25 protein-coding genes and 3 pseudogenes are annotated in these 26,135 nt (G+C 71.8%); 4 read left to right on the plus strand and 24 right to left on the minus strand.

Features of this window, described 5'->3' with window-relative positions:
* The first annotated feature begins 61 nt into the window (after positions 1 to 61).
* A complete protein-coding gene (locus StrepF001_RS23920; RefSeq protein ID WP_129800269.1) occupies positions 62 to 883 on the plus strand; it encodes a class I SAM-dependent methyltransferase in 822 nt (273 codons plus the stop codon).
* A 42-nt stretch (positions 884 to 925) separates the two neighbouring features.
* On the plus strand, positions 926 to 1,096 hold the full coding sequence (locus StrepF001_RS23925; protein WP_073495203.1) for a hydrophobic protein: 171 nt from the start codon (positions 926 to 928) through the stop codon (positions 1,094 to 1,096).
* Positions 1,097 to 1,110: 14 nt separating this feature from the next.
* Here StrepF001_RS23925 and StrepF001_RS23930 read toward each other — a convergent pair whose 3' ends face one another.
* The 13 genes and pseudogenes from StrepF001_RS23930 to StrepF001_RS23990 form a co-directional block, all read right to left on the minus strand.
* Positions 1,111 to 1,395, minus strand: coding sequence for a gas vesicle protein K (locus tag StrepF001_RS23930; protein WP_129800270.1), 285 nt, complete (start codon positions 1,393 to 1,395; stop codon positions 1,111 to 1,113).
* On the minus strand, positions 1,392 to 1,580 hold the full coding sequence (locus StrepF001_RS23935; RefSeq protein ID WP_129800271.1) for a gas vesicle protein: 189 nt from the start codon (positions 1,578 to 1,580) through the stop codon (positions 1,392 to 1,394). The genes StrepF001_RS23930 and StrepF001_RS23935 overlap by 4 nt, the downstream gene beginning before the upstream one ends.
* A complete protein-coding gene (locus tag StrepF001_RS23940; protein ID WP_129800272.1) occupies positions 1,577 to 2,353 on the minus strand; it encodes a GvpL/GvpF family gas vesicle protein in 777 nt (258 codons plus the stop codon). Before StrepF001_RS23940 ends, StrepF001_RS23935 begins: the two co-directional genes overlap by 4 nt.
* Entirely contained in the window at positions 2,350 to 2,676 is a 327-nt protein-coding gene (locus StrepF001_RS23945) for a gas vesicle protein (RefSeq protein WP_129800273.1), read from the minus strand. Before StrepF001_RS23945 ends, StrepF001_RS23940 begins: the two co-directional genes overlap by 4 nt.
* Positions 2,673 to 3,749 (minus strand): SRPBCC family protein, encoded by a 1,077-nt coding sequence (locus tag StrepF001_RS23950; protein ID WP_129800274.1) that lies wholly within the window; start codon positions 3,747 to 3,749, stop codon positions 2,673 to 2,675. Before StrepF001_RS23950 ends, StrepF001_RS23945 begins: the two co-directional genes overlap by 4 nt.
* Entirely contained in the window at positions 3,746 to 4,435 is a 690-nt protein-coding gene (locus tag StrepF001_RS23955) for a DNA primase (protein WP_129800275.1), read from the minus strand. The genes StrepF001_RS23950 and StrepF001_RS23955 overlap by 4 nt, the downstream gene beginning before the upstream one ends.
* Complete coding sequence (locus StrepF001_RS23960) at positions 4,432 to 4,710, minus strand: gas vesicle protein GvpG (RefSeq protein ID WP_129800276.1); 279 nt, start codon at positions 4,708 to 4,710, stop codon at positions 4,432 to 4,434. The genes StrepF001_RS23955 and StrepF001_RS23960 overlap by 4 nt, the downstream gene beginning before the upstream one ends.
* Before the next feature lie 3 nt (positions 4,711 to 4,713).
* Positions 4,714 to 5,487 (minus strand): GvpL/GvpF family gas vesicle protein, encoded by a 774-nt coding sequence (locus StrepF001_RS23965; RefSeq protein WP_129800277.1) that lies wholly within the window; start codon positions 5,485 to 5,487, stop codon positions 4,714 to 4,716.
* Complete coding sequence (locus tag StrepF001_RS23970) at positions 5,484 to 5,918, minus strand: gas vesicle structural protein GvpA (protein WP_129800278.1); 435 nt, start codon at positions 5,916 to 5,918, stop codon at positions 5,484 to 5,486. The genes StrepF001_RS23965 and StrepF001_RS23970 overlap by 4 nt, the downstream gene beginning before the upstream one ends.
* A gap of 170 nt (positions 5,919 to 6,088) precedes the next feature.
* Complete coding sequence (locus StrepF001_RS23975; RefSeq protein WP_129800279.1) at positions 6,089 to 6,442, minus strand: gas vesicle protein; 354 nt, start codon at positions 6,440 to 6,442, stop codon at positions 6,089 to 6,091.
* A gap of 105 nt (positions 6,443 to 6,547) precedes the next feature.
* Positions 6,548 to 7,474, minus strand: coding sequence for a non-homologous end-joining DNA ligase (gene ligD, locus StrepF001_RS23980; RefSeq protein WP_206306930.1), 927 nt, complete (start codon positions 7,472 to 7,474; stop codon positions 6,548 to 6,550).
* Complete coding sequence (locus StrepF001_RS23985; protein ID WP_129800280.1) at positions 7,471 to 9,318, minus strand: transketolase; 1,848 nt, start codon at positions 9,316 to 9,318, stop codon at positions 7,471 to 7,473. Before StrepF001_RS23985 ends, ligD begins: the two co-directional genes overlap by 4 nt.
* Positions 9,315 to 11,035, minus strand: a pseudogene (locus tag StrepF001_RS23990) (FAD-dependent oxidoreductase). Before StrepF001_RS23990 ends, StrepF001_RS23985 begins: the two are co-directional and overlap by 4 nt.
* Positions 11,036 to 11,235: 200 nt before the next feature.
* Between StrepF001_RS23990 and StrepF001_RS23995 the strand changes: the two are divergent.
* Positions 11,236 to 12,195 carry an LLM class F420-dependent oxidoreductase gene (locus StrepF001_RS23995; protein WP_129800281.1) on the plus strand — a complete coding sequence of 320 codons (960 nt, stop codon included), beginning with the start codon at positions 11,236 to 11,238 and terminating at the stop codon, positions 12,193 to 12,195.
* Positions 12,196 to 12,200: 5 nt separating this feature from the next.
* Here StrepF001_RS23995 and StrepF001_RS24000 read toward each other — a convergent pair whose 3' ends face one another.
* From StrepF001_RS24000 to StrepF001_RS24010, 3 genes and pseudogenes are all read right to left on the minus strand, one after another.
* A complete protein-coding gene (locus StrepF001_RS24000; RefSeq protein ID WP_129800282.1) occupies positions 12,201 to 13,268 on the minus strand; it encodes an SDR family oxidoreductase in 1,068 nt (355 codons plus the stop codon).
* 6 nt (positions 13,269 to 13,274) lie between these two features.
* Positions 13,275 to 13,778, minus strand: coding sequence for a phage holin family protein (locus StrepF001_RS24005; protein ID WP_129800283.1), 504 nt, complete (start codon positions 13,776 to 13,778; stop codon positions 13,275 to 13,277).
* A 64-nt stretch (positions 13,779 to 13,842) separates the two neighbouring features.
* Positions 13,843 to 14,741, minus strand: a pseudogene (locus StrepF001_RS24010) (arginase family protein).
* Positions 14,742 to 14,789: 48 nt separating this feature from the next.
* Between StrepF001_RS24010 and StrepF001_RS24015 the strand changes: the two are divergent.
* A pseudogene (locus tag StrepF001_RS24015) lies at positions 14,790 to 15,041 on the plus strand (DUF6204 family protein); the annotation flags it as partial.
* On the opposite strand, the gene StrepF001_RS24020 reads toward StrepF001_RS24015, so the two are convergent.
* From StrepF001_RS24020 to StrepF001_RS24055, 8 genes are all read right to left on the minus strand, one after another.
* Positions 15,013 to 15,564, minus strand: coding sequence for a GNAT family protein (locus tag StrepF001_RS24020; protein ID WP_129800284.1), 552 nt, complete (start codon positions 15,562 to 15,564; stop codon positions 15,013 to 15,015). The pseudogene StrepF001_RS24015 and the gene StrepF001_RS24020 overlap by 29 nt on opposite strands.
* Before the next feature lie 34 nt (positions 15,565 to 15,598).
* Positions 15,599 to 17,377 carry a CocE/NonD family hydrolase gene (locus tag StrepF001_RS24025; protein WP_240797651.1) on the minus strand — a complete coding sequence of 593 codons (1,779 nt, stop codon included), beginning with the start codon at positions 17,375 to 17,377 and terminating at the stop codon, positions 15,599 to 15,601.
* Between the two features lie 172 nt (positions 17,378 to 17,549).
* The gene (locus tag StrepF001_RS24030; protein WP_129800286.1) at positions 17,550 to 18,473 is read right to left on the minus strand and encodes an LD-carboxypeptidase; all 924 of its coding nucleotides are present in this window, start codon (positions 18,471 to 18,473) and stop codon (positions 17,550 to 17,552) included.
* A complete protein-coding gene (locus StrepF001_RS24035; RefSeq protein ID WP_129800287.1) occupies positions 18,470 to 20,434 on the minus strand; it encodes a prolyl oligopeptidase family serine peptidase in 1,965 nt (654 codons plus the stop codon). The genes StrepF001_RS24030 and StrepF001_RS24035 overlap by 4 nt, the downstream gene beginning before the upstream one ends.
* A 4-nt stretch (positions 20,435 to 20,438) precedes the next feature.
* Entirely contained in the window at positions 20,439 to 21,743 is a 1,305-nt protein-coding gene (locus StrepF001_RS24040; protein ID WP_129800288.1) for a M20/M25/M40 family metallo-hydrolase, read from the minus strand.
* Positions 21,736 to 22,569, minus strand: a complete 834-nt coding sequence (locus StrepF001_RS24045; protein ID WP_129800289.1) for a M55 family metallopeptidase — start codon at positions 22,567 to 22,569, stop codon at positions 21,736 to 21,738. The genes StrepF001_RS24040 and StrepF001_RS24045 overlap by 8 nt, the downstream gene beginning before the upstream one ends.
* Positions 22,570 to 22,664: 95 nt before the next feature.
* Positions 22,665 to 23,390, minus strand: a complete 726-nt coding sequence (locus StrepF001_RS24050) for a class I SAM-dependent methyltransferase (RefSeq protein ID WP_129800290.1) — start codon at positions 23,388 to 23,390, stop codon at positions 22,665 to 22,667.
* A gap of 143 nt (positions 23,391 to 23,533) precedes the next feature.
* Positions 23,534 to 26,002 carry a SpoIIE family protein phosphatase gene (locus StrepF001_RS24055; RefSeq protein WP_129800291.1) on the minus strand — a complete coding sequence of 823 codons (2,469 nt, stop codon included), beginning with the start codon at positions 26,000 to 26,002 and terminating at the stop codon, positions 23,534 to 23,536.
* Between the last annotated feature and the right edge of the window lie 133 nt (positions 26,003 to 26,135).

A 26,135-nucleotide genomic window follows, 5' to 3' on the forward strand; every position in this document is an offset into this window, starting at 1 on the left:
TTCGGCCCGGCGCGTACGGTGGCGGAGGACGTGAACCTGCGTGACGCGAAGGGGTACAGCGATGCCGAAAGCACAGGAGACCGCCGTCTACACGCACGGGCACCACGAGTCCGTGCTGCGTTCGCACACCTGGCGGACCGCCGCCAACTCCGCCGCGTACCTCCTCGGCTCGCTGCAGCCCCGCATGAAGATCCTGGACGTCGGCTGCGGGCCCGGCACCATCACCGCCGACCTGGCCGCGCTGGTCCCTGACGGCCATGTCACCGGTGTCGACTCCGCACCGGACATCCTGGACCGGGCGCGGGCCACGGCGGCCGAACGCGGCCTGACCAACGCCGACTTCGCGGTCGCCGACGTGCACGCCCTGGACTTCCCGGACGACACCTTCTGCGTGGTCCACGCCCACCAGGTGCTCCAGCACGTCGGTGATCCCGTGCAGGCACTGCGCGAGATGCGGCGGGTGACGAAACCGGGCGGGCTCATCGCCGCCCGCGACTCGGACTACGCGGCGATGACCTGGCACCCCGCCTCACCCGGCCTCGACGACTGGCTGGACCTGTACCGCAGGGTGGCCCGCGCCAACGGCGGTGAGCCGGACGCGGGACGCCGGCTGAAGTCCTGGGCGCTGCAAGCGGGGCTCACCGACATCACCGCCACGTCCGGCACCTGGACGTTCTCGACGCCGGAGGAGCGGGAGTGGTGGAGCGGCCTGTGGGCGGACCGCACCCTCGCGTCCGCCTACGCACAGCGGGCCACGGAGGGCGGGCATGCGAGCCCGCAGCAGTTGCGGGCCGTATCGGAGGCCTGGCGCCGATGGGGGAAACAGGACGACGGCTGGTTCGCGGTTCTGCACGGAGAAATTCTGTGCCGCAAGGAAGCCTGAACATTCCTTTTCGGGAAACTCGGAGAGCAGGAGGTTCACATTATGGTTCCCATCCTGCTGGTACTGCTTTTGGTGCTGATTCTGTTCGGCGCCGGATTCGCGGTAGAGGTGCTTTGGTGGATTGCGATCGCGGTCCTTGTTCTGTGGCTGCTGGGCTTCCTGATGCGGGGTACGACCGCAGCCGGAGGCAGGGGCCGCTGGTACAGGTGGTGAACTGACCCGGGAGCTCAGTCCCGGGGCAGCAACGGTCCGAGCGGCCCGAGGTCCAGATTCAGGTCCTCGGGCCGCAGTCCGTAGCGCTCGCGCAGCTCGGTCATCCGGTCGTCGAGCAGCATCAGGGTGAGCCCGATCCGCTCCTCCTGCTCCTCGCTGAGATCACCCGTGTCGAACCGGCGCAGCGCCTGCCGTTCCATCAGCTGGCGCAGCAGTTCCACGACGGTGAGAACGAGCTTGACCAGATCGCGCTCGACGGTGTCGGGCTCGAGCTCGAGACGGCCCCGGCGGGCCGTCACAGGTCCTCACCCCAGGGGGCCGGCACCCGGTCGTTCACCGAGCTGATCAGCGCGTTGAGGTCGATACGGACGAGATCGACGTCCGCGATGCGCAGGGTGACGTCGCCGGTGATCACGACCCCGCCCGCCAGCAGTCGGTCGAGCAGGTCCACGAGGGCGACCTCACGGCGTTCGATCACCGTCACGGCTTCTCCCCCGCGAAGGAATAGGCCGCCCAGGGGCCGGTGAGTTCCACCCGCATTCCGGGCGCGTCGTCCTTCGTCCGGTCCACGATTTCCACGAACTCCTCGGATTCGGCGCGCGACACCAGATAGGCCGCATTCAGAACATTACGGCCGGAGGTACCGGACAGTGCGGAATCCTGCGGCGTGTGCAGCCGGGATTCGTCGGCATGCGCGGCAAGCGTTTCATGCAGCCGGGTCGCGAACTCCTCGGCTTTCCGCCACCTGTCCTCCTGCTCCCGGGCGCGCATACTGCGCTGCCGCAGATAGTCCCGCCCGGACACGGCTTTCCCGGCCGTCGGCTCGCTTTCCGCAGTTCCCCCGGGAGTTTCCCCGGGTGCGGATTCGAGGTACACCTTCACACCCCATTCCACCCGCCCCTGAAGTCGGTCGAGAGTGCGCCGGAAGTCGCCCTCGCGGGCCTCCAGCATCATGCGTACGCCGCTGTCGTCCCGGAACACCGTGGCCAGCCGGAGCGGCAGCGGCGTGGTCACCGTCATCAGCGCGTCGATCACGCCGTGGTGGGCACGGGCGGTGACCGTGAGCCACTCCAGGTCCTCCAGATGGGCACGGAGCGGCTCCTCCGCGAAGTCCCGCTCCGGCACCGCACTGACCACGGCGACCAGACCGCGATGGTGCAGCAGCTTGGGCGGGGCACCCACCACGCCGGTCAGCTGGGTCTGCAGGGCCGCACCGAAAGGACGGCAGACGGCGTACACGTACCGCAGTCCGGTCATGAGGCCTCCTCCTGTGGACGGCCGGTCTCCAGCTCCGCCAGCCGCTCACGCAACTCGGCGTTCTCCCGGGCGAGTTCGGAGCGGCGGGCCCGGGACGACAGCGCCGGGTCGTCCTCCCACCAGTCGATGCCCATCTCCTTCGCCTTGTCGACGGAGGCGACGATGAGCCGCAGCTTGACGGTGAGCAGCTCGATGTCGAGCAGGTTGATCCGGATGTCGCCCGCGATGACGACGCCCTTGTCGAGCACGCGTTCCAGGATGTCGGCAAGGTTGGCGCCACCGTCGTGGCCGTAGGGCTCGGGGAGCCGGCTGGGCGAGGTCATCGACGGCTCCCGGCGTCGGCGTGCTCGTCCCGGTACTCGTCCTCGGTCTCCTTCTCCGCTTCCGGCTCCCCTTCTTCCCGGGGTTCCTCCTCTTCGTATTCCTCTTCGGGTTCCCCTTCTTCGCCGTATTCCTCGTCGTACTCCCGGTACTCGTCCTGGCCGTCGGCCTCCTCCTCGAGGTCCTCGTCTTCGGGGACCTCTTCCGCTGCGATCGCGTCCTCGTGATCGCGTACGACCTCACCGTCGCGGATCTCCCCGCGCCAGCCGTCCTCCGCCTCTCCCCTGAGCGTGATGTGGCGGGCGTAGTTCTTCAGGTCGAGCCGGGCTCGGCGGCCCTGGGCACGCCACAGGTTGCCGGTCTTCTCGAAGAGGCCCTTGGGGTAGTACTCGATCACCAGCAGGACCCGGGTGAGATGGTCGGCGAGCCGGTGGAAGGAGACGACGCCCTTCGTCGTGCCCTTGGCACCTTCCGAGGTCCAGGTGATCCGGTCGTCGGGCAGCTGCTCGGTGGTGTGGGCCTTCCAGCTGCGGTTCGACCAGAAGACCTTCAGCTGCCAGTCCGAGGTCGTGTCGTCGGCCCGTTCGGCACTCTTGACGCCCTTGGCGAAGGTGCTGAAGTCCTGGTAGCGGGTCCACTGGTCGTACGCCGTGCGCAGCGGCACGCCCACGTCGACGGACTCGATGATCACGGTCGGCCGGTGGCCGGAGCCGCCCCTGCGGCCGCCCTTGCCGCCGGTCAGGTGCTTGAGCGCGCCGACCACGTTGTCCTTGGCACGCGAGGCGCCGACTTCCAGCGCTGCGCGCACCGGGCCCTTGCCCTCGGCCAGCTTGCGGCCGCCGTCCAGGGCGAGCCGGGCGAGGCCCGGGCTGCGGCCCTCGGCGATGTCGTTCAGCTTGACGGTGGTCTCGCCGAGCCTGCGGCCGAAGCCGGTCAGCAGCCGCACGGCCTGGGCGGCGAGATACTCCCGCGCCTCGGCCTTGAGCCGGTCCGCGGCCTCGCTGCGGGCCACGTCGGCGAACGGGTGTGGGCGCCGGCCTGCCGCGGAGGCCGCAGATCCGAGAGTGTCGGTCATCGGTCGCCGCCCCCCTTCGGGATCCGGGCGGACGCCGGCTTGCGGGCCGCCGACTTGGCGGAGGCCGTCTTCCGTGCGGCGGTCCGCTTCGCCGCCGTCTTCTCGGCGGGGGCCTTGCGCGCGGGCGCCTTCTTGGCGGCGGCCTTCTTCGCCGGTGCCTGCTTGCGGGCGGGCCGCTCGGACTCCGCCTCGACCTCGTCGACCGGCTCCTGCGCGTCCGGCCCCTCGGTCTCCGGCCCTTCGGCGTCCGGGCCGTGGGTGTCCGGCTCCTCGGTCTCCGGCCCCTCGGCGTCCGACCCGTGGGTGTCCGGCTCCTCCGTCTCCGGCCGCTCCTCGTCCCCGTACCGCCGGTCCGGCCGCTGCGGCACGACGCCGCCGAGCCGTTCACGGACCCCGGCGGTGCGGTCGTGCAGCCGGTCGGCGAGGGCGTCGAGCTGCCGCTCGACCAGGGCGCCGGACGCCGCACCGCCCACGCCGCGCAGGTCCTCGCGGAGCTGGTCCCCGATCTCCTTGAACTGCGGGTTGTTCCGCAGCTGCCCGGACACCAGGTCCGCGAGCGCCCGCGGGCTCAGCTGCATCCGCTTGCCGGCCACCAGCGTGCCGACGGCGAACGCCAGTTTCAGTTTCCTCGTGCGTCCGAGGACGTATCCGGCCCCTATCGCGAGGCCCAGTCCCACTCGGTTCATCGTGTCGTCCCGTCGTCCGTTCCCACGGCCGCGGCTCCCGGACCGCCACGCAGCCCGGTCTCCAGCCGGTCGAGGAGTTCGTCCTCACGGCGGTCGAACTCCTCCTCGTCGATCTCGCCCGCCTCCAGCCGCCGCTCCAGCAGGGCGAGCTCGCCCCGTACCGCGGCCGGGTCGTAGTACCGCCGTTCCGCCTCGCGCAGCACCTGTCCGATCACCCATGCGCTGCCGCGCACCGGGGCGAACGGCAGCAGCAGTACCTCTCCGATCAGGCCCATGGGCTACTCCCCGGCCGTATCCGCGCGGCCGGCCGTGCTGCCCGCCGGCTCGGCGGGGCCGGGCTCGACGAAGCTGTACGGCGGAAGCGGTCCGTTGACCCGCAGATCGAGGTGCGGACGGCTCTTGCGGACCTGCTCCACCGCGGTCACGAACATCTCGGCGGCGCCCCGGTCCACCAGGAACGAGACGTTGGCCAGCCAACCCGTGGAGTCGGGTCCCACGCTCACGGCCTCGGCAACCGGTTCCAGGGCGCGCTGCACCTCGGCAGCGTCCTCGGCCTCCCGGGTCTGCACCGCGGCGGCGACCATCTCGCCGAGCCGCAGCTTCTGTTCGTGACTGCCGCCGCCCGACTGCCGGTTGGCCTCCGCCAGGGCCCGGATCTCCGGGTTCTCGGCCATCACACGGTGCAGGACCGCCTCCTCGACGTGTGAGGCCTTGATGTTGTACTCGACCTTGCCGGCCAGGGCCCGCAGCCGCTCCCGGTAGTGCGCGGCGCGCTCGGCGAGGACGCCGGTGACCGCGTCGTCGTCGGGGGCGACGCTGCCGAACCGCATGGGCAGCACACAGCCGGCCGATCCGGCCTCGGCGAGCACGTTCTGATGGGCCATCAGGTCCCTGCGCTTGGGGCGCAGACCTTCGGGTGCGTCGCTGACGATCGCCGTCAGGTCGCCCTCCGTCAGGATGCGCACGGGTCGGGCGGGATCACCGACGCCGCCCATGCCCTCGGGGAGCGCGGAGTGCGAGCGTGCGGTGATCCCGTAGACGTACGTGCTCACTCCTGCTCCTCCTTCCGGCGGGCGGCGGTGGCCTTGCGGGCGCGCGGCCGGGGCTCGCTCTCGGCCTGCGAACCCTCCTCACGGGCCTGCTTGAAGGCGTCGGAGACGGTCTGCGCGGCGCCGGACAGTGCGCCCTTGGACTTGCCGCGCGCGCCGGACTCGGTGATCTCACCGACGATGTCGGGCAGGCCGGGGCTCTTGCGCGGCCCGGCCTCCAGGTCGAGCCGGTTGCACGCCTCGGCGAAGCGCAGATAGGTGTCGACGCTGGCGACGACGACCCGGACGTCGATCTTCAGGATCTCGATACCGACGAGGGAGACACGTACGAAGGCGTCGATGACGAGTCCTCGGTCGAGGACCAGCTCCAGGACGTCGTACAGGCCGCTGGAGCCGCCTCCACCGCCGGTCTGCTGTGCCGGGACAACGGTCATGCCGACCGGTCCTCCTTGTCTGTTCTGTCTTGGGATGTGGGGGGCTCTGTTCTGTCTTGGGATGCGGGGGGCTCTGTTCTGTCTTGGGATGCGGGGGGCTCTGTTCTGTCTTGGGATGCGGGGGGCTCTGTTCTGTCTTGGGATGCGGGGGGGGGGCACGGGCGGGTGGCCTAACGGCCGCCGGGCCTGTGTGCGTCGGCCCGCCCGCGTTCGTAGCGGCGAACGCGCCGGTAGCCGGTGAGCTGTCCGTCCGGGTCGAGGTCGACCTGGTAGCTCGCCATCAGGCTCATCGTGTCGGGCACGCGGGCGAGTTCGAGGACCTCGACCTCCAGCGACCAGCCGTCCTCGGTCTGTTCGAAGGACGACACCGTCTCGGCGGCCATGCCGGTGAGTTCCGCCAGCTGGGTGCGCGCATGACGCAGCACCTGCATGGGGCCCGGCCGGTCGTCCGCCGTAGGGTCTTCGGTGCGTTCGGGGTCGTGACGTGAATGCTGTGCATCCGATGTGTTGTTTGTGTTCGACATGGCCACCTCGAACTCCGGGTGGCCGCTCGGCCCTTGGCCAAACCTTCGGAAAACGCACACCCCCGCCGCGGGGCGTATCACGCCTGCGCAGGGGCGGTACATGTGTCAGCCACGCAACGCGTCGAGCCGGCGCCGCGCCGGCCCCAGGGCGCGTCCGCGGCTCGGCATGTCGGCCCAGGGATCGGTGCGGGCCTGGTCGGCGGCGTCGGCGATGGTCCAGCGGCGTGGGCCGAAGTCCGGCTCGTCCAGCTGGTCCCAGGTGACCGGGACCGCCACGGGGGCGCCGGGCCGGGCGCGGACGGTGAAGGGGACGACGGCGGTCTGCGCGTAGGCGTTGCGCTGCACGTCGAGGTAGAGACGGTCGCCGCGGTCCTTCTTGCGGGCGGCGGTGGTGAGCCGGTCGGGGTGGGCGGCGGCGAGGGTGTCGGCGACGTCCCGGGCGAACTCGCGTACCTCGTCGAAGCCGTGGTGCCCGCCGACCGGCACGATCACGTGCAGGCCACGCGAACCGGTGGTCATCAGGGCGGAGGGCAGCTTCAGTTCGCCGAGCAGCTCGCCGAGCAGCCGGGCCGCCTCGCGGACGGGCGCGAAGGAGTCGCCGGAGGGATCGAGGTCGAAGACCATCCGGTCCGGGCTCTCCAGGCGTCCGGTGCGCGACAGCCAGCGGTGCAGGGTGATACAGGCCTGGTCGGCGAGGTGGACGAGGGTGGCGGTGTTGTCGCAGACGGTGTGACAGACGGTGCCGCCCTCCTTGGGCACCTCGACGCGGGTGATCCAGTCCGGGTAGGTGTCCGGCGTGTTCTTCTGCATGAACTGCGGACCGTCCAGGCCGTCCGGATGCCGCTCCAGCATCAACGGCCGGCCGCGCAACTGCGGCAGCATGAACGGGGCGACGGCCCGGTAGTAGTCGACGAGGTCGCTCTTGGTGTACTCCTTGGCGTCCCCGCCACCGGGGAAGAGCACCTTGTCCGGCCGCTGCACCTCGACCGTGCGCCGGCCGACCCGCACGGCCCGTACGTCGTCACCGCTCACCGCACGACCGCCTGTTCCACGAGGAGTTGGACGGCGGCGACGATGGACTCGGCGTCGATGCCTGCCGCATGCAGCTGCTCGTCCGGGGCCGCCGAGCCCGGCATGGTCCGCACCGCGAGACGCACCAGACGCGGCATGGGGCGCCCGTCCAGGAAGGGGTCGAGGGCCGCGTCCCCGAGGCCGCCCGCCTCATGGTGGTCCTCCACGGTCAGCAGACAGCCGGTGTCCTCGGCGGCCTGCCGCAGGGTGAGCCGGTCGACGGGCTTGACCGAGTACAGGTCGATCACCCGGACCCGGATGCCCGCCCGGTCGAGGGCGTCCGCGGCGGCCAGCGCCTCGGGCACGGTCACGCCCGCCGCGACCAGGGTCAGCCGGTCCCGGTCGGAGGAGCGCAGCACCTTGCTGCCGCCGATCGGGAACTCCTCGTCGGGCCCGTAGATCACGGCGCTCTTGCCGCGCGAGGTGCGCAGATAGCGGATGCCGTCGAGGTCCGCCATGGCGGCGACGAGTTGGGCGGTCTGGTTGGCGTCGCACGGGTACAGGACGGTCGAGCCGTGCACGGCCCGGAACATCGCCAGGTCCTCCAGGCCCATCTGCGAAGGCCCGTCCTGCCCGATCGCGACCCCCGCGTGCGAGCCGACCAGATTGATACCGGCGCCGCTGATCGACGCCATGCGCACGAAATCGTGGGCGCGCGTCAGGAACGCGGCGAACGTCGAGGCGTACGGCACCCAGCCGCGCGTCGACAGGCCCACCGCGGTGGCGACCATCTGCTGCTCGGCGATGTAGCACTCGAAGAAGCGCTCGGGGTGTTCCTTGGCGAAGTACTCGGCGCGGGTGGAGTCGCTCACCTCGCCGTCGAGGGCGACGATCTCGCCGCGTCCGGTGCCGAGGGCGGCGAGCGCCTTGCCGTAGGCGTCCCTGGTCGCGATCTCCTCGCCCTTGTCGAAGCGGGGCAGCTCGACCTGCCCGTCGCGCACGGCGTGCAGCAGACGGGCGCTGTGCGGTTCGTGCACATGGACGCGCAGGTCGCGGGGGCCGCCGAGTTCGGCGATGGCCTCGTCGGGGTCGGGCAGCGGCTTGCCGTGCAGGCCCTCGCGGTCCTGGACGGCGGCGACGCCCTTGCCCTTCAGAGTGCGGGCGAGGACGGCGGTGGGCTGGCCCTTGGTCGAGATCGCCTCCCCGTACGCACGGTCGATCGCGTCGACGTCGTGCCCGTCGACCTCGACGGTGTGCCAGCCGAAGGCCTCCAGACGGCGGGCGTAGGCGTCGAGGTCGTGGCCGTGCCGGGTGGGGCCGCGCTGGCCGAGCCGGTTGACGTCGACGATCGCGGTGAGGTTGTCGAGATGCTCGTACGAGGCGTGCTCGGCGGCCTCCCACACGGCGCCCTCGGCGAGCTCGCTGTCGCCGCACAGCACCCACACGTGGTAACCGGTGCGGTCGAGCCGCTTGCCGGCCAGGGCGATACCGACGCCGACCGGCAGGCCCTGCCCGAGCGATCCGGTGGCCGTCTCCACCCACGGCAGCCGCTGCGGTGTGGGGTGCCCTTCGAGGCGGCTGCCCAGCTTGCGGAAGGTGAGCAGTTCGCCGTCGTCGACCACGCCGGCCGCCTTGTAGGCGGAGTACAGCAGGGGCGAGGCGTGTCCCTTGGAGAGGATGAAGCGGTCGTTGCCCGGATGGTCGGGGCGGTCGAAGTCGTAGCGCAGGTGGTTGGCCAGGAGGACGGCCATCAGATCGGCGGCGGACATCGAGGACGTGGGGTGCCCGGAGCCTGCGGCAGCGGAGCACCGCACACTGTCCACGCGCAACTGTTGTGCCAGCTCGACGAGTTCGGGGGTGTTCATCGGTCTCCTTCGGCGGGGATGTCGGTGCGCTTGACGGGACCGGGTGAGGGGTGTCCCTCGCCGGGGGCGGGGGTGGTTGCTTCTTGGCGGGCTCTTCGCCCGGCTGGTTCTTCGCGGGCTCCCCACCCGGCTGATTCTTCGCCGGCTCCCCACCCGGCTGATTCTTCGCCGGCTCCCCACCCGGCTGATTCTTCGCCGGCTCCCCACCCGGCTGATTCTTCGCCGGCTCCCCACCCGGCTGATTCTTTGCGGGTTCCTGGCCCGGCTGACTCTTCGCCGGTTCCAGGCCCGGCTGACTCTTCGCGGACTCAGAGCCGGGCCGGCTCTCCGCAGGCTCCGGGCCCGGTTGCCTCTTCGCAGCCCCCGCACCACCGTCCCCCGCCCCCACGCCGGCCCCCGCACCCGGCTCCCCCCGGCCCGGCACCCGGGCCAGCTCCGGCGAAGCCGTGTCCAGCGGTACCGACCAGGACCGTACGAGCCCCAACTGGACCGCCTGGCGCGGCAGTACCGCGTCCAGGAGCCAGTCGGCGGCGACCCGCACCCGGTTGCCGGGCATCGCGGCGAGGTGGTAGCCGCGGGTGACCGCGCCCGCGAGGGGACCGGACAGCGGCACGCCGAACGGGTCGGCCGCCGCCTGCGCGCCGCCCAGGTCCACGACGAACCCGAGGTCCCGATGGCGGTAGGCCCGCGGCTCCCCCACCCCGCAGGACGCGGCGATGTTGTGCGCGCAGACCTTGCCGTGCCGCCAGGCGTGCTGCGCGGTCATCGGCGTGTACTGCCCCGGTCGCTCGAGGTCGGGCACAGCGGCCGCGTCCCCGCACGCGAACACCTCCGGTCGGCCCGGCACCTGGAGGTTCGGGTCGACGAGCAGCCGCCCGCGTTCCATGGGCAGGTCGAGGGAGTCGACGAGCGGATCGGGCCGTACGCCCACGCACCACACCAGCGTGCGGGTGTCGACGAACTCGCCGTCGGTCAGCAGGACTCCCCCGTGCACGGCCTCTTTCACGGAGGTCCCCATCCGCACGTCGACACCCCGCTGCCGCAGCACGCGGTTGGCGGTGCGGGAGAGCCGTTCGTCCAGCTCGGGCAGGACGCGCGGGGCGATGTCCAGCAGCATCCAGCGTGGCCGCATGCCCTCCCGCAGGGGGTGCTTGCGGACCTGCGCGTCGGTGAACATCTGCCCGTGCGCGGCAACCTCGGTACCGGTGTAACCGGCGCCGACCACGACGAAGGTGCACCGCGCCGCACAGCTCTTGGGGTCGTCGGCGGCAGCCGCCAGCTCCACCTGCCGGGTCACGTGGTCGCGCAGATAGAGCGCCTCGGGCAGTCCGCGGAAGCCGTGCGCGTGCTCGGCGACGCCGGGAATGGGCAACAGCTTGTTGACGCTGCCGGCGGCGAGCACCAGCCGGTCGTACTGGAGGGTGCCGCCACCGCCCTCGGGGTCGGAGTAGTGCACGGTGCGCGCGTCGAGATCGATGCCGTCGGCCTCGCCGAGCACCAGCCGCACCCGGGGCAGGGTGCCGGAGAGCGAGACGGTGACCCGGCGCGGCTCCAGGATCCCGGCGGCCACCTGGGGCAGCAGGGGCAGATACAGAAAGTAGTCGGTCGGGTTGAGCAGGGTGATGTCGGCCTTGTCCCGGGCCAGCCGCGACAGCTCGCGGGCGGTCCGGTAGCCGGCGAAACCGGCACCGACGATCACGATGCGGGGTCGACTCACGGTGTGCCTCCGGTGGGGGTCCCCCACGCCATCGAGGCAGAGGGGGTGTGGCTCGTACGAGGTTTTCCGCGTCCCCCTGGCCAGGGCACCCAAACGCGCCGGGCCCCCGTTCGACCCCCACTGCACCCGCGTTTCGTGCCGTGGCGGGCGGATACCCGGCCGGTGACCCGCCCGACCCGCTCCCTCGCGAGGTGTCCTCCATGCCCCAGTACGGCTACTCCCTCTCCTGCGAGGAGTTCGCCCCCGCGGATCTCGTCGAACAGGCGAGGATGGCGGAGCAGGCCGGATTCGAGACGCTGTGGATCTCGGACCACTACCACCCCTGGAACGACGCCCAGGGCCAGAGCCCCTTCGTGTGGTCGGTGATCGGCGCGATCTCCCAGGCGGTGTCCCTGCCGATCGAGACCGCGGTCACCTGCCCCACGGTCCGGATCCATCCGGCGGTGGTGGCACAGGCCGCCGCGACCAGCGCGGTGATGACGAACGGTTTCCGCCTCGGCGTCGGCACGGGCGAGGCACTGAACGAGCACGTCGTCGGCCACACCTGGCCACCGGCGAGTGTCCGTATGGACATGCTGGAGGAGGCGATCCTCATCATGCGCAAGCTGTTCTCCGGCGAGGAGATCAGCCACTTCGGCACGCACTACAAGGTCGAGAACGCCCGCCTGTACACCGTCCCCGACGAGCCCGTCCCGATCGACATCTCCGGCTTCGGCCCCAAAGCGACGGCCCTCGCGGCACGCGTCGGCGACGGCTACATCACGATGGCGCCCGAGGCGTCGATGGTGGAGCAGTTCCGCAAGGGCGGCGGGGGCGCGAAGCTGGTGAGCGGCGGGACGAAGGTCTGCTACGGCACCGACCGCGACGAGGCCGTCCGCACGGTCCGCCGGCTGTGGTCGAACCAGCTGCTGCCCGGTGAGATGGGCCAGATCCTGCCCTCACCGCGCCACTTCGAGCAGCTGGAGCCGCTGATCACCGAGGACATGGTGCGTGACAACACGGTCTGCGGCGACGATGTCGACGAGCACGTCGCCACGCTGAACGCGTTCGCCGAGGCGGGCTTCGACCGGATCTACGTCAATCAGATCGGCCCCGAGCAGCGCGCGTTCTTCGACTTCTACCGTACGAAGGTGCTGCCCCAGCTCCAGCAGAGCCGCTGATCTCCTCATGAGGGCCCGACGCTGCGGACGGACGACGTGGAGGAATACCGGGTCGCCCAACGGCGGGCAGCACGCGTCAGCCTGCGTGCCGCCAGCACCCCGGCGCCAAGCGTGAGTGCCTTCCCCGCGTGTCCACGATGGCGGGAAACCCATTCCTGTGGGCCGGCCGGAAGGGACTCCTCGTCGAACCGCCCGTGCGCGCCGAAGTCCCGCCCGTGCGGACCGTCGGCCGGCACCCACAGGTTCCCCTGCCCGGGATGCTCGCCCGCGTCCCGCTGGGCGTCGAACGCGGTCCGGGCGAGGTACCGCTCCAGCAGCCCGGGAGCCACGGCGTTGGCGAGCAGCGTGGTCACCGTGGAGCCGCCCACCCAGTACTCCCGGCGCCGCCCGTGCCGCGCCGCGTGCACGATCGCCCGCGCCGCGACCTCCGGCTGATACACCGGCGCCACCGGCCGGGCCCGCCCCGGCACCCGGCTCAGCACCCAGTCGAACTGCGGCGTGTTGACGGCGGGCAGCTGCACCATCGTCGTCCGCACCCCGCTCCTCTCGTGCAACAGCTCGCACCGCAGTGACTCGTTGAATCCCTGGATCGCATGCTTGGCGCCGCAGTAGGCGGACTGCAGCGGAATCCCCCGGTACGCGAGCGCCGAACCGACCTGCACGATCGTGCCCCGGTCCCGCGGCAGCATGTGCCGCAGCGCGGCCCGCGTACCGAACACGCAGCCCAGGTACGTCACTTCGGTCACCCGCCGGAACTCGTCCGGGGTGATCTCCGTGAACGGCGCGAAGACCCCGGCGAAGGCGTTGTTGACCCAGACGTCGATCCGTCCGAACGCGTCCACGACCTGCTGAGCGGCGTCGTCGACGGCCTTGGCGTCGGCCATGTCGACGGTGACGACCAGCGCCTCACCTCCGGCGCGCTGCACGTCGTCCGCCGCCGCGGCGAGGCCCTCGCGGCCCCGGGCCAGCAGGGCGACCCGCTCGCCCCGGGCGGCGAAGGCGCGGGCGGTGGCCCGGCCCACGCCTCCGCTTGCCCCGGTCACCACGACGGCCCTGCGACGCCGCGTGCGCACCGGTCGTCACGCCCGGTGGTGCGGGTTCTCGGGGTCGATCAGGTCCGGCCGCGGCACCGGGCCCCGGGCGGGCGTGCCCGGTTGCGGGGTGTCCGCCGTCGGCGCTCCGGTCGCCGAGGGGGCCTCGCCGGGCGCGACGGGCGGCATCGGCGGATACGGTGCGGCGCCGCCGGGGACACGCTCCGGATGGCCGGCGGCCGGTTCGGTCATGTGCCGGTGTGTGGGCCGTGCCGCCCCGCGCAGCACGTAGGCGATGACACCAAGGATCGCCGCGGTGACCAGCGCGGCGGCCCAGTCCGGCAGGGCGATGGCGAGGGCCAGGCCCACGGCGAGCGCGAGGGCCGCCCCCGCGTAGAGGGCGACGGCTCCGGAAGCGCCGTACAGCATGGCGGTGCGGCGCTGCTTACGGGTCTGCTGCCGCAGTTCGTCACGGATCGTCTCACGCGCGACCTGCGCCAGTTCGTCGACCAGATGCTTGTCCAGATGCTCCAGATGATCCATGCGGTCCATGCCCGCCGGGTACCCGCGGCCCTGCCCGCGTAACGCCACGGACACTGGCCGGAGAAGCCGCCGGTCAGGCTTGCGCAAAGGCGTCCACGACGACGTCGGCGAGCAGCGCGCCCGCCGTGCCCTCCGGGTCCAGGTCGGGGTCGTAGATGGTGACGTTGAGGCCGGCACAGTGCGGGGAGGCGAGCCAGGGCCGCAGCAGGGCGATGAGTTCGTCGGGGAACAGTCCGTCCGGATCGGGGCTGTCGACGGCGGGCATGACGGACGGGTCGAGGACGTCGGCGTCCAGGTGCACCCAGAACCCCTGGAGCTGCGGAATCGCAAAGGCCTCGGCGGTGACGCGGGCCAGTGCGTCGGCGCCCCACTCCCGGATGTCGCCGACCGTGACGACCGGGATCTTCAGGCCGGCGAGTTCTGCCGTGTCCTCGTCGAAGTAGTCGCGGATGCCGAAGAGCCGCACGTCCGCGTCCCGCAGATACGGCTTCAGCCCTTCCAGGTTCGTCAGGTCCTCCTGCCCGCGCCCGGTGGCCAGCGCGAGCTCCTCGCCGCCCGCCGCGCCGACGTGGTCGGAGTTGCCCGGGTGGCGGAAGTCGTGCGAGGCGTCCACTGCCGCCAGCCCGTACCGCCCGATGCGGCGCAGGGCGAGCGAGGCGCCGAGCTGGATGGAGCAGTCGCCGCCGAGCACGAGGGGGAAGTCCCCGGCGCGTACATGATGCTCGATCCGGTCGGCCAGTCTGCAGGTGTACGAGGCGATGGCGGCCGCGTTGAAGACGCCGTCGCCCTCCTGCCAGTCCCCGCGGTCGTAGCGCGGCGGCACGACGACCCCGCCCTCCAGGGCGTTCAGCCGCTGCAGTATTCGCTGCTCACGCAGGGCCCCGGCGAGCTTGTGGCAGCCGGGGACGGTGCCGGGGGCGGGCGGCGCAGGCCCAGGTTGGAGGGGGCGTCGATCACGACGATATTCCGCATGCGCCGCATCCTCCCCGACGTGGAGTCGAGCCTTCAACGGCAAAAGCACACGGGATGCTGAGCATGCGGTTCACCGAGGAGGGGTCGCTCTCGTACGAGGTGTCGCCGCTGAAGCACTTCTCGATGCGGTACGTGGTCGTGTCCGACGCCGAGGACGGCGAGGAGATGGCCGCGGCGATCGCGGGGAACCGTGCCGGGACGACGCTCCGCGGCCTCGGCCACGGCTTCCGGGATCTGCGGTCGACGGTCACCGGTCTCGACACGATGAAGATCAACCACAAGCCCGCATCTCGGCGGTGAGCGCCCAGCGTTCGTGGTCCCGCCAGGCGCCGTCGATGTAGAGCAGGTGCGGCGAGAAGCCCTCCAGGCGGAATCCGCAGGCGCGGGCGAGGGCGATCGACGCGGCGTTGCCGGGCTGCACGTTGATCTCCAGCCGGTGCAGTCGCAGGGGCCCGAACGCATGGTCCACGACCAGGTTCAGCCCCTCGCGCATCAGCCCGCGCCCGGCGGCGTGCGCGAAGGCGCCGTATCCCAGCGCCCCGCTCTGGAAGGCGCCGCGGACGATGTTGTTGATGTTGATGTAGCCGGCCAGGGCGTGCGTGACCCGGTCACAGACCAGGAACCCCGCCTTCGTCGGGTCCTCGATCAGCCGGCCGGCATAGCGGGCGTACGCCTCGGCGGTGTCCGGCGGGAAGAGCCACGGATGGTGCAGCGCCTTGCTCTCCCGGACACGCGCGGTGAACTCGGCGCCGTCCTCGTAGGTGAAGTGGCGTATGCCCAGGCGGGGACCTTCGGCGAGGTAGTGGGACACGGAGTGTGGCACGCCGCCACCCTACGACGGCTCGCTCCAAGCCGGCTCACTCAGGCACCACGGGCAATTCCAGCACCCCCGTGTCCCCCGGCGCGCTGACCACGGTCACGGGCTTGGTCCCCCGGTTGCCGAAGTACGCGTCGTCGCTCGCCGCGATCACGAACCGCAGCCGGTGGCCCTTCTCGTACCGGTGGACGATGCCCGGCAGGGTCACGGTGAACGGCTTGGTCACGTCCGGCACGCGGACCGGCGCGACCAGCCGGTGGACCAGCGTCTGCTTGCCGTCGGGTGCGACGTCGTACAGCTTGGCGAAGAGGACGAGCTTGTCGGCGGCGTCGCCCGAGTGCTGGGTGCGTTCCGCCTGCGGAGAGAGAACCCTCAGCGTGGCCCGGGGCGCGCCCACGACGTCGACGTCCCGCCCGAGCGGCCGGCTGGTCCAGCCCAGGTAGGTGCCCTTGGTGTCGTACGGCCCCGGGTCCGGCAGCCCGGCGAGCCCGGCCACGGAGCTCTCCGAGTGGCTCGTGGGTTTGAGCCAGTTGGTGTACGAGCGACTGCCGCGCGCCACCTTCCTGCGGTTGTCGACGAGTTTGCCGTCACCGGACAGGTACAGCTTCTGGCCGGGTGCGGGGAGCCGGTCGGCCGTGGCGTAGGTGCGGTGGGGGTCTGTGATCCAGTCCCGGTAGTACGCGAAGGCCGGTCCGGTGTCGATCTTCTTCTTGTGCAGATAGCGGTCGAACCAGGAGAGGATCCGCTTGCCGACGTAGGCGCTCTCCAGGTTGCCCTGGCCGAGGTTGAGTTCTCCGCTCGCCGGGTCGGTCAGGCCGCCGCTGTGCCCCCAGGACTGCCAGATCATCTTCACCGGCGTGCCGTGCGCCTTGAGCGTCTTGTACGTGGCGGTCGCCTCGTTGAGGTTGAACAGGGTGTCGGCCTGCCCCTGGACCAGCAGGGTGGGCGCCTGGACCCGGTGCAGGTAGGACACCGGGGAGACGCTGCGGGCGTAGTCGAGCAGCCCGGCGGCCCGGTCGGCCGGATAGCGTCCGGAGTTGAGGGTGCGGATGGTCTCGCAGGCCCTGCTGACGAAGTGCAGACAGGTGCGGGAGTTGATGCGGGACGGGTCGAGGCCCGGCCGGCTCAGCGGCTGGCCCTCGCCGATGAGGTAGAAGCCGTTGGTCCACTGCCATTTGAAGGCGCCGGGCACACCGCGGGCACCGACGGCGCTGTTCGGGGCGAGCGAGTACCCGAGGTCGTTCCAGGTGATCATGGGCACGAGGGCGTCGACGCGGTGGTCGACGGAGGCCGTGGCCAGCTGGATCGCCCCGCCGTAGGAACCGCCGATCATGCCGACGCGCGGGTCGCCCGGACGGTCGAGGGTGACGTAGTCGACGCTGGTGCCGTCGTCGGCAGCCCGTTTGCCGGCCAGGAAGTCCAGCAGCTGCGCGGCGGCCCGGCCGTCGACGGCCGGGTCGTCGAGCGAGATGAGGCAGCCCGATCTGCCGAAGCCGAGCCCGGAGTAGACGAGCCCGACGTAGCCGCGCTGGGCGAAGGCCTTGCCGATGGCGTCCGTGGAACCGTCGTTCTTGCTGCCGCCGAAGCCGTTGGTGGCCAGCACGGCGGGGGCGGGGCGGGCACTGTTCACGCCCGCGGGCCGATAGAGGTCGGCGTCGATCGTGCAGGTGCGGCCGCCTGCCCGGACGGTGAACTTCAGGGCGCTGACGGTGTACTGGCCGGTCGCGGTGGCGGGAGCGGTGAGTGCGAGGGGCGCGGTGAGCGCGGCGCCCAGCGCGGCGGCGAGAACGGCACGGGACCTGGACACACGTCGGGACACGCAGACCTCCACACTGAGGGCAACCGGAACACCCGGAACACCCGGAGAACGAGGACAACCGGACAACACGAATACCGACCAGTAGTGCAGGCCGGTAATCATGTTGTGACACGTGTCAGGACGGGTCAATCACCGTGATCGGAGTTTCCTGACGGAATTTCAGTTCCGCTGCTCAGCGCAGAGCGGGCTCGTCCAGCGTCAAGGTGCCCGTGTCCGCGTCCAGCTCGGCCGCAACCCCGAACGGAATCGTCAACGCCCCGTCGCAGTGCCCGAATCCGAACTCCTCGACCACGGGAACCCCGAGCCCGCCGAGCCGGTCGACGAGCAGGGCGCGTACCCGGTCGTAGGCATCGCATCGCTCCCACGACCCGAGCAGCACCCCACGCACCCCGTCGAGCCAGCCGGCCCGGAGCAGTTGGGTGAGGTAACGGTCCAGACGGTACGTCTCCTCCCCCACGTCCTCCAGACAGAGCAGCCCGCCGCGCGCGGAGTGACGGGCGTGCGAGGTGCCCAGTTCCGCGGCGAGCAGGCAGAGGCATCCGCCCAGGACGACACCCCGCGCCCGGCCGGGAACCAGTGCCGTACCGCCGGAGGCGATCGTGCGGACCGTCTCCGGCGCGAACAGCGTGGCCTTGAGGTGCTCCTGCGCCTGCGCGTTCTTGATGAAGTCGACGCCCGCCGCCATCGGCCCGTGCAGCGTGACCAGGTCCAGTCGCACAGCGAACGCCTCGTGCAGCGCCGTGATGTCGCTGAAGCCGACGAGCAGCTTCGGCCCGGCCGCCCGCAGGGCCTCCCAGTCCAGCAGGTCGACCATCCGCTGCACCCCGTACCCGCCGCGGGCGCACAGCACGGCGTCCACGGACGGATCGCACCAGGCCGCCTGGAAGTCGGCGGCCCGGTCGGCGTCCGTGCCCGCCAGGTAGTCGAACGTCCCGTGCCGGTCCAGCACATGGGGCGCCGCCACCGGGTCGAGGTCCCAGCCGCGCAGCACGTCGAGTCCGGCCTGCAGCCGCTGCTCCGGCACGGGTCCGCTGGGTGCGACGACGGCCACCCGGGCGCCGGGGGCGAGCCGGGCCGGACGCAGGAGTTCCTTCACTTGGCCAGCTCCAACGTCGGAACGCCGCGGGGGTTCAGCCCGAACACCTGGGCATACAGGGACAGTTCGGCCTCCAGGGCACGGATCATCGTGTCGGCCCGCCGGAACCCGTGCCCCTCCCCCTCGAAGGCGATGTACGCGTGCGGCACCCGTCCGCCCTCCATACGGGCCAGGAACCGCTCGCACTGCGCCGGCGGGCAGATCACGTCGTCCAGCCCCTGGAGCAGCAGGAAGGGCGCGGTGATGCGGTCGGCGTGCTCGGCGGGCGAGCGTTCCACGTACCGTCCGGGCACCTCGGCGAGCGGCCCGACCAGGCTCTCCAGGTACTGCGACTCGAAGTCGTGGGTCTCCCCCGTGCCCCAGCCGGTGAGGTCGAGGATCGGGTAGATGATCGTGCCGCAGGCGTAGACGTCGGTCGTGGCGAGGGACGCCGCCGCGGTCCAGCCGCCCGCGCTGCCGCCACGCACCGCGAGCCGGTCACGGTCGGCGGTGCCCTCGTCGGCCAGCGCGAGCGCAACAGCCGCGCAGTCCTCCACGTCGACGACACCCCACTGCTCGCGCAGCCGCTCCCGGTAGGCGCGGCCGTACCCGGTGGAGCCGCCGTAGTTGACCTCGGCGACGCCGATGCCGCGGGAGGTGAAGTAGGCGATGGCCAGGTCGAGGACGAGCGGTGCGCGTCCGGTGGGGCCGCCGTGCGCCCAGATGACGTACGGCGGCAGCTCGGCGCCGGGTGCGATGCAGCCGGGGTTGTGCGGCGGGTAGACATGCGCGTGGATCTCGCGTCCGGCGGGGCCGGTGAAGGTGCGGATCTGCGGTTCGGGGTAGTACGCCGGGTCCACGGCGTCGTCGTGCTCGGCGCCGATCACCCGGGCCCGGCCGGTCCGGGCGTCCAGCTCCACCACCTCGTAGGCGCTGCGCGGGCTGGCCCCGACGCCGACGATCCGCTCGCCGTGCACCGCGAGGGTGGGCGCGAACTCGGTCCAGGGGCCGGCCGTGTCGACGACCTCGCCGGTCTCGGGGTCCAGTATCCCGAGGGCGGTCGCGCCGCGCCCGTGCACGACGGCGATGAGCCCGCTGTCCAGCGGGGCGAACCAGCGGTGCCCGAGCTTCCACAGCGGCCCGCCGAACTCCTCCTCGCGCGGGCACAGCGGTTCACCGTCGCGGTAGATGTTCCACCAGCCGGTGCGGTCGCTGCTGTACAGCAGGGAGCCGTCGGCCGCGAAGTCGACCTGGGCGATCGACTCCTGAGGGCCGCCGGCGACCGTCCGGGGCGCGAGGAGTGTCCCGTCGGATCCGATCTCGGCGAGCACCAGCTCCGTGCCGTCCCACGGCATACGCGGATGGTCCCAGGCCAGCCAGGCCGCATACCGTCCGTCGGGCGAGAGGCGCGGACCGGTGACGAAACGGTGCCGGTCGTCGGTGAGTTCCCGCACGGCGTCCCGGTCCTCGGCGGCGGAGCCGTCCAGCGGCACCGCGGCCGGCACACGCCGCACATCGGTGGGTCCGTCACCGGTGAACTCCTCCAGCACGCACCACACCTCACCGCGCTCCGGCCGCAGCCGCAGATCGGCCCAGCGCAGCCCGCCGCCCACCGGGGACACGGGCGTCAACGGGCGCGGCTCGCTCCCCGGCTCGTAGCGGTACAGCCGCTGGTCGGCGAAGTGCACGAACACCACCAGCGGCCGGCCGTCGACGAGGTCTCCGGCCCAGGGCTGTCCGCCGTACTCGATGACCCGGCTGCGCACGTTCCACGGAGCGGGCAGCACGGACTCCTCCCCGCCGTCGGCATGCCTGCGCACCAGTGTGCGCCGGCCCCCCTCGGCGGGCCGCGGCTCGGTCCACCAGGCCTCGTCACCGACGAAACCCACGTACTCGGGATGGCCGTCGTGCGCGGCGGCGAGCGCCGCGTCGATCGGCGAGGGCCAGGAACCGTACGCCATGGTCTGCACGTTCTCCCCCATACCTCTAGGCGCTCCGCAGGAACCGGTCGAGAACGCGGACGCCGAAGTGCAGCGCCTCGACCGGGACGCGCTCGTCGACCCCGTGGAAGAGGGCCTGGTAGTCGAAGCCCTCCGGGAGCTTCAGCGGCGCGAAGCCGTAGCCGGTGATGCCGAGCTGCGAGAACTGCTTGGCGTCGGTGCCTCCCGACATGCAGTACGGCACCACATGCCCCTCGGGCGCGAACTCCTCGACGGCAGCCCGCATCTTCGCGTACGTCGTCGAGTCCACGGGCGCCTGCAGGGCCACCGTGCGGTGCTCGTACGCCCAGTCCACGTCCGGCCCGGTCAGCAGGTCGAGGGTGGTGCGGAACTCGTCCTCGCCACCCGGCAGAAAGCGTCCGTCGACATACGCCACGGCCTCGCCCGGAATGACGTTGATCTTGTAGCCGGCGGTCAGCATGGTCGGGTTGGCGCTGCTGCGGACGGTGTGCTCGACGAGCTTTCCGGCCGGGCCGAGCTTGTCCAGGAGCGCGTCGACATCGGAGAGGTCCGTGTCGATGCCGTACAGCGCGGCCAGTTCGGTGAGGGCCGCCCGCACGGTCGGGGTCAGCCTGAGCGGCCACTCGTGCGCGCCGATCCGGGCGATCGCGGCGGCCAGCCGGGTCACCGCGTTCTCGCGGTTCACCTTGGAGCCGTGTCCGGCGCGCCCGCGCGCGGTGAGCTTCAGCCAGCCCGTGCCGCGCTCACCGGCGGCGATCGGATAGATCTCCCGGCCGCCGCCGTCGTGGAAGGTGAACGCCCCGGACTCGCTGATGCCCTCCGTGCACCCCTCGAACAGCCCGGCGTGCCGCGTGGCGAGGAACTCGGAACCGTCCTCGGCGCTGGCCTCCTCGTCCGCGGTGAACGCGATCACGATGTCCCGCCGGGGCCGTACGCCCTGCCGGGCCCAGGCCCGGACGACGGCGAGGATCATCGCGTCCATGTTCTTCATGTCGACCGCGCCCCGCCCCCAGACGACCCCGTCCCGGACCTCCCCGGAGAACGGGTGCACGCTCCAGTCGGCGGCTTCGGCGGGTACGACGTCCAGGTGCCCGTGGACGAGCAGCGCGTCCGCCGAGGGGTCGGTGCCCTCGATGCGGGCGACGACGTTGGTCCGCCCCTCGGTGCGCTCCAGCAGCACGGGTTCCAGTCCCGTCTGAGCGAGCCGCGCCGCCGCGTACTCGGCGGCCGGCCGTTCCCGGCAGTCGCCGCCGCCCCGGTTGGTGGTGTCGATACGGATCAGGTCGGAGGTGAACTCGACGACCTCGTCCAGGGCCCGCTGGTCAGCCATACTGCTCCTCCACGGCGGCCGAGACGACAGTGGTGACCGCCTTGAAGGTACGGATGCCCTCGTACATGGTCTCGCTGGTGTACGCCACTTTCCGTTCCCCGATCCGGTCCACGCCCGGCACGACGGTCGCGGCCATGGCCAGATGCTCGGCGTCGAACTCGACCGCCACGGTGTACGGGCCGCCCCTGACCGGCTCGTGGCGCACCGCCAGAGCGGCCGCCTCCTTCGCCGCGGCCCGGATGTCGACGGCGGTCCTGGCCGGCGTACGGCACACCGCCGCATACCGCGACACATGGTCCTTGACGGCGACCTTCAACGCCTCGGGCGCATACCCGAGCGCGTCCTCGCAGGCCACGTCGTCCCCCGTCACGAGGATCACCGGTACCCCGTACTCGGCGACGACATGCGCGTTCAGCAGTCCCTCGCTCGCGCGGACGTCGTTCAGCCACACCCCGGTGATCGAGTTCGCGAGGTAGGTGTGTGCGAGCACGCCCTCCGCTCCGGCGCCGGCGTGGTAGCCGACGAACGCGATGCCGTCCACGTCGCCGTGCTGCACACCCTCGACCATGGACAGCGACTTGTGCCGTCCGGTGAGCATTTCGACCCGTTCGTCCAGGCGCTCCAGCAGCAGGTTCCGCATGGTCCAGTGCGCCTCGTTGACGACGACCGCGTCGGCACCGCCGTCGTAGAAGCCGAGCACCGCGGCGTTGACGTCCGACGTGAACATCGAACGGCACCGCTCCCACTGCGGTGTCCCCGGCAACACGTCGGCCGGCCAGGTGACACCGGTGGCGCCCTCCATGTCGGCGCTGATGAGGATCTTCATGGTGCGTCACGTTACGCGGAGAATCAGCGCACGACCAGGAGGGGGCCCACCGGCGAAAAGCGGTCGTCGGCTCCGGTGCAGCGGGACGCGTGCGGTCAGCCCTCCCGGCCGGCCACCAGCCACTTCGACGGCAGTTCGATCCTGGCGCCGTCCGGGCCGGACTCCGTGGTCGCCAGGGGCAGTTCGCCGCTCGCCAGCACGGTGAGCCCGGCCGCCCGCAGGTAGTCGGGCACGGCGGCGTCGGCCACCTCGCCGGGGGCGATGCCGTGCCGGAAGACGGGGGCGAGCTTGGCCGGCGGGCCGGCGGGGCCCTGGGCCAGAGAGCGCAGGACGGCACCGGCGGCCTCGGCGAGCTCGACGAGGAAGACCCGGCCGCGGGTGCCGACGAGGGTGGCGATGCCGTCCACCAGTGACTGCCGGTCGTCGGGCTCGCACTGGTGGAGTACACCGCGCATGTACACGTTGGCGTCGCCGAGCTCCGCGTGCAGCGTCTCGGTCTCGCTCTTCTCGGCGGCGTCCAGTGCTCGGTAACCGGCCTGCCCGGCGGGATCCCCGTACCGGGCGTGCTCGACGGCCGCCACGGACAGGTCGACGCCGAGGACGTGGCGGAAGCGGTCGGCGAGGTAGCGGGTCTGGGTGCCGTTGCCGCAGCCCAGGTCGACCACGGGCAGGCCGGGGTCGGTCAGGTGCGGCTCGAACAGGGCGAGGTGGCGGCCCGCGGTGAGCGATGCCTCGGCGTCCCAGAAAACGGCGCCCTGTCCGCGGGGCGCCTCGCGCCAGAACGCCTCCCAGGCCTCCCGGTACCGACTCGTCACGCTCATGGCCAACTCCCCAGGTCCGACGCCGTCCCGCCGTGAGTGACGGGCCAGTACGGTCTATCGCGCCCGGGTCACGGTCACAAGGTGACGGCGCCAACCTTCACGGCTCGTTCGACAGGCGTACGCGCCCCCCTGCGCCCGATGGTTCAGCGGCGCGGCAGCGTCAGTTCGAACCAGACGGTCTTGCCCGCGCCCCTGCGGCTGGCGCCCCACTCGCGCGCGAGGGTGCTGACGACGCGCAGTCCGCGCCCCGCCTCGTCGCGCGGTCCGGCGCCCCGCAGGGTCGGCAGGTCGTGATCGTCGTCGTCCACCTCGCACAGCAGCGTGTCGCCGCGCACCAGGCGCAGTTCGACGGGCCGGCGGTGGGAGTGCCGTACCGCATTGGTGACGAGTTCACTGACCATCAGCTCGGCGCTGTCCGCCAGCCGGGCCAGGCCCCAGTCGTGCAGCTGCTCGCGGACGGCGGCGCGGGCCCGACCCACCTCGGCCGGGTCGAGGGCGAGCCGCCACTCGGCGACGTCGCCGGGTTCGATGCCGTTCAGGCGGGCCATCAGCAGGGCCACGTCGTCCTTGCGGCCGCCGCGCGTGTTGAGGGCGCGGATGATGGTGTCGCAGGCGTCGTCCATGGACGCGGCCGGGTGTGCGGCGGACTCGCACAGCGTGGCGAGACCGACGCCGATGTCCTCACCGCGCACCTCGACCAGCCCGTCCGTGCACATCACCAGCCGGTCTCCGGGCTCCACGCGCACGCGTACCGCCTCGAAGGGCACCCCGCCGACCCCGACGGGCGCACCCGTGGGCAGATCGAGCAGTTCACTGCGACCGTCCTCGGCCCGCACCAACACCGGTGGAATATGGCCCGCGTTGGCCAGGTGCAGCTCGCTCGCGATCGGGTCGTAGACGGCGTACAGACAGGTCGCCAGGTAGGTGTCGCCGAGCCGCTGGGCGAGGTCGTCGAGGTTGCGCAGCAGCTGGGCGGGCGGCAGGTCGAGGGCGGCCATGGTCTGCACGGCGGTCCGCAACTGGCCCATCATGGCAGCGGAGTTGAGGCCGTGCCCCATGACGTCGCCGACGACGAACGCGGTGCGGGCGCCGGGCAGTTTCACCGAGTCGAACCAGTCGCCGCCGACCCGCCCGAGCATCGTGCCGGGCAGATAGCGGGTGGCGATGTCGCAGCCCGCCATGCGCGGCGGGATGTGCGGCAGCATGCTGTCCTGGAGGGTCTCGGCGACGCTCTCCTGGTAGGTGTACATGCGCGCGTTGTCGAGCACGAGGCCCGCGCGGGCGGCGAGTTCGGCGCCGGTGACCCGGTCCATGTCGTTGAACTCGGCACGCTCGGGATGACGCAGCAGGACCATGAACCCGAGCACCACATTGCGTGCCTTCAGCGGCACGACGAGCATCGAACGGCCCGTGATCAGCGGCCGGATGTCCCGTTTCTCGAACTGCGAGGCGATGGCGTGGCCCATCTGCTCGCTGATCCGCGGCACCAGGACGGGCTCGCCGGTGGTCATGCACTGGAAGAACGGTGTGTGCGCCGGGAACGGCATGGCCTCGCCGACGGGAACGACGTCGTCCCAGCGGCCGGGTTCGTCGGTGTGCTCGAGGGCGACCCGGTGCCACATGGTGGTGGTGTCCGGCACGCCTTCGGGGAATCCCTCGCCGGCGACGACCTGTTCGCGCAGATAGGTGCCGGCGACATCGGTGAAGCGCGGCACGACGGCCTTGCTGACCTCGACGATGGTCCGCGCCAGGTCGAGCGAGGTGCCGATCCTTCCACTCACCTCGTTGAGGAACTCCAGGCGCTCGCGTACGGCGGCGTACTCGAGATCCTCGCCGTCCTTGTCGTCCCGCAGTTCCTCCGGTACGGTCTCGCCGGCCGCCACGGCCCTGGCCAGGCGCTCGCGGCGGGCCCTGCGCTCGGCGCGCCGGGGCACGCCCCAGTCCGGAGTGACCGGCACCCGGTCGTTCTGGCTGAACTCCAGGATGGGGTAGCCCAGTTCGAGGACCTGCGCGACGATCCGCGCGCTCTCGTCGACGCTCATGCTGGGCAGGATCTCGGGAAGCCTGCGGGCGAGTTCTTCGGCGCCGGGAAAGTCGGTGTGCAGGGCGAAGGCGGGCGCGATCCGTTCGACGACCGCGTCCTCGTCCGGCTCGTGCGGGCGCAGGGCAGCCGCGTCCGCGGCGAGCACGAGCAGCCGCTCGAGGCCGGGTCCGATCAGCGGGTACGCCCACCACAGCACGTCGACCCGGCCGCCGTCGGGCACACCGACCCGGGCGCGGCCCGCGGCCGGGTAGGAGAGCCCTCCGTCGAGGGAGGCCTGCAGGCCGGGTCCGAGGCCGTCGTACCCGCCGTACGGCCCGTACGGGGTGTCCTCCCGGTCCTCGGGCAGTGCTCCGGAGACGGGGAGAAGGTCGGCCGCGGGCCGGCCGATCGCAGACTCCTTGGCGGCGCCGAAGAGGCGTCGCGCGCCGGTGCTCCAGTGGGAGACGAGGCCGTCGCGATCGACCACGACCACGGCCAGCGGGATGCGGCCGGCCGGGGCATGCCCCGTCGGTGCACCGCTTCCGGCCTGGTGGTCGGGAGGTGCTGCCCGGTCGGTGCCACGGTCCATGGCCCAGTCCCTCTCCCCACGACTGTGCAAGATCTAGATCTGTGCCCCCGTCACCCACCGTACGGCGACTCCCCTCCACGATGTGCGGCAATACGGGAATTGATGTCGCCGACCGCGCGGGCGCACGCCCTGC

The sequence above is a fragment of the Streptomyces sp. F001 genome (assembly GCF_004187715.1).
Taxonomy (GTDB): Bacteria; Actinomycetota; Actinomycetes; order Streptomycetales; family Streptomycetaceae; genus Streptomyces; species Streptomyces flavusporus.

Bases quoted from the DNA above. Each gene is read 5' to 3' on its own strand.
- StrepF001_RS23920 (WP_129800269.1), top strand. From the start codon at position 62: ATGCCGAAAGCACAGGAGACCGCCGTCTACACGCACGGGCACCACGAG.
- StrepF001_RS23925 (WP_073495203.1), top strand. From the start codon at position 926: ATGGTTCCCATCCTGCTGGTACTGCTTTTGGTGCTGATTCTGTTCGGC.
- StrepF001_RS23940 (WP_129800272.1), bottom strand. From the start codon at position 2,353: ATGACCGGACTGCGGTACGTGTACGCCGTCTGCCGTCCTTTCGGTGCG.
- StrepF001_RS23945 (WP_129800273.1), bottom strand. From the start codon at position 2,676: ATGACCTCGCCCAGCCGGCTCCCCGAGCCCTACGGCCACGACGGTGGC.
- StrepF001_RS23950 (WP_129800274.1), bottom strand. From the start codon at position 3,749: ATGACCGACACTCTCGGATCTGCGGCCTCCGCGGCAGGCCGGCGCCCA.
- StrepF001_RS23955 (WP_129800275.1), bottom strand. From the start codon at position 4,435: ATGAACCGAGTGGGACTGGGCCTCGCGATAGGGGCCGGATACGTCCTC.
- StrepF001_RS23960 (WP_129800276.1), bottom strand. From the start codon at position 4,710: ATGGGCCTGATCGGAGAGGTACTGCTGCTGCCGTTCGCCCCGGTGCGC.
- StrepF001_RS23970 (WP_129800278.1), bottom strand. From the start codon at position 5,918: ATGACCGTTGTCCCGGCACAGCAGACCGGCGGTGGAGGCGGCTCCAGC.
- StrepF001_RS23975 (WP_129800279.1), bottom strand. From the start codon at position 6,442: ATGTCGAACACAAACAACACATCGGATGCACAGCATTCACGTCACGAC.
- StrepF001_RS23985 (WP_129800280.1), bottom strand. From the start codon at position 9,318: ATGAACACCCCCGAACTCGTCGAGCTGGCACAACAGTTGCGCGTGGAC.
- StrepF001_RS23995 (WP_129800281.1), top strand. From the start codon at position 11,236: ATGCCCCAGTACGGCTACTCCCTCTCCTGCGAGGAGTTCGCCCCCGCG.
- StrepF001_RS24005 (WP_129800283.1), bottom strand. From the start codon at position 13,778: ATGGACCGCATGGATCATCTGGAGCATCTGGACAAGCATCTGGTCGAC.
- StrepF001_RS24035 (WP_129800287.1), bottom strand. From the start codon at position 20,434: ATGGGGGAGAACGTGCAGACCATGGCGTACGGTTCCTGGCCCTCGCCG.
- StrepF001_RS24040 (WP_129800288.1), bottom strand. From the start codon at position 21,743: ATGGCTGACCAGCGGGCCCTGGACGAGGTCGTCGAGTTCACCTCCGAC.
- StrepF001_RS24045 (WP_129800289.1), bottom strand. From the start codon at position 22,569: ATGAAGATCCTCATCAGCGCCGACATGGAGGGCGCCACCGGTGTCACC.
- StrepF001_RS24050 (WP_129800290.1), bottom strand. From the start codon at position 23,390: ATGAGCGTGACGAGTCGGTACCGGGAGGCCTGGGAGGCGTTCTGGCGC.
- StrepF001_RS24055 (WP_129800291.1), bottom strand. From the start codon at position 26,002: ATGGACCGTGGCACCGACCGGGCAGCACCTCCCGACCACCAGGCCGGA.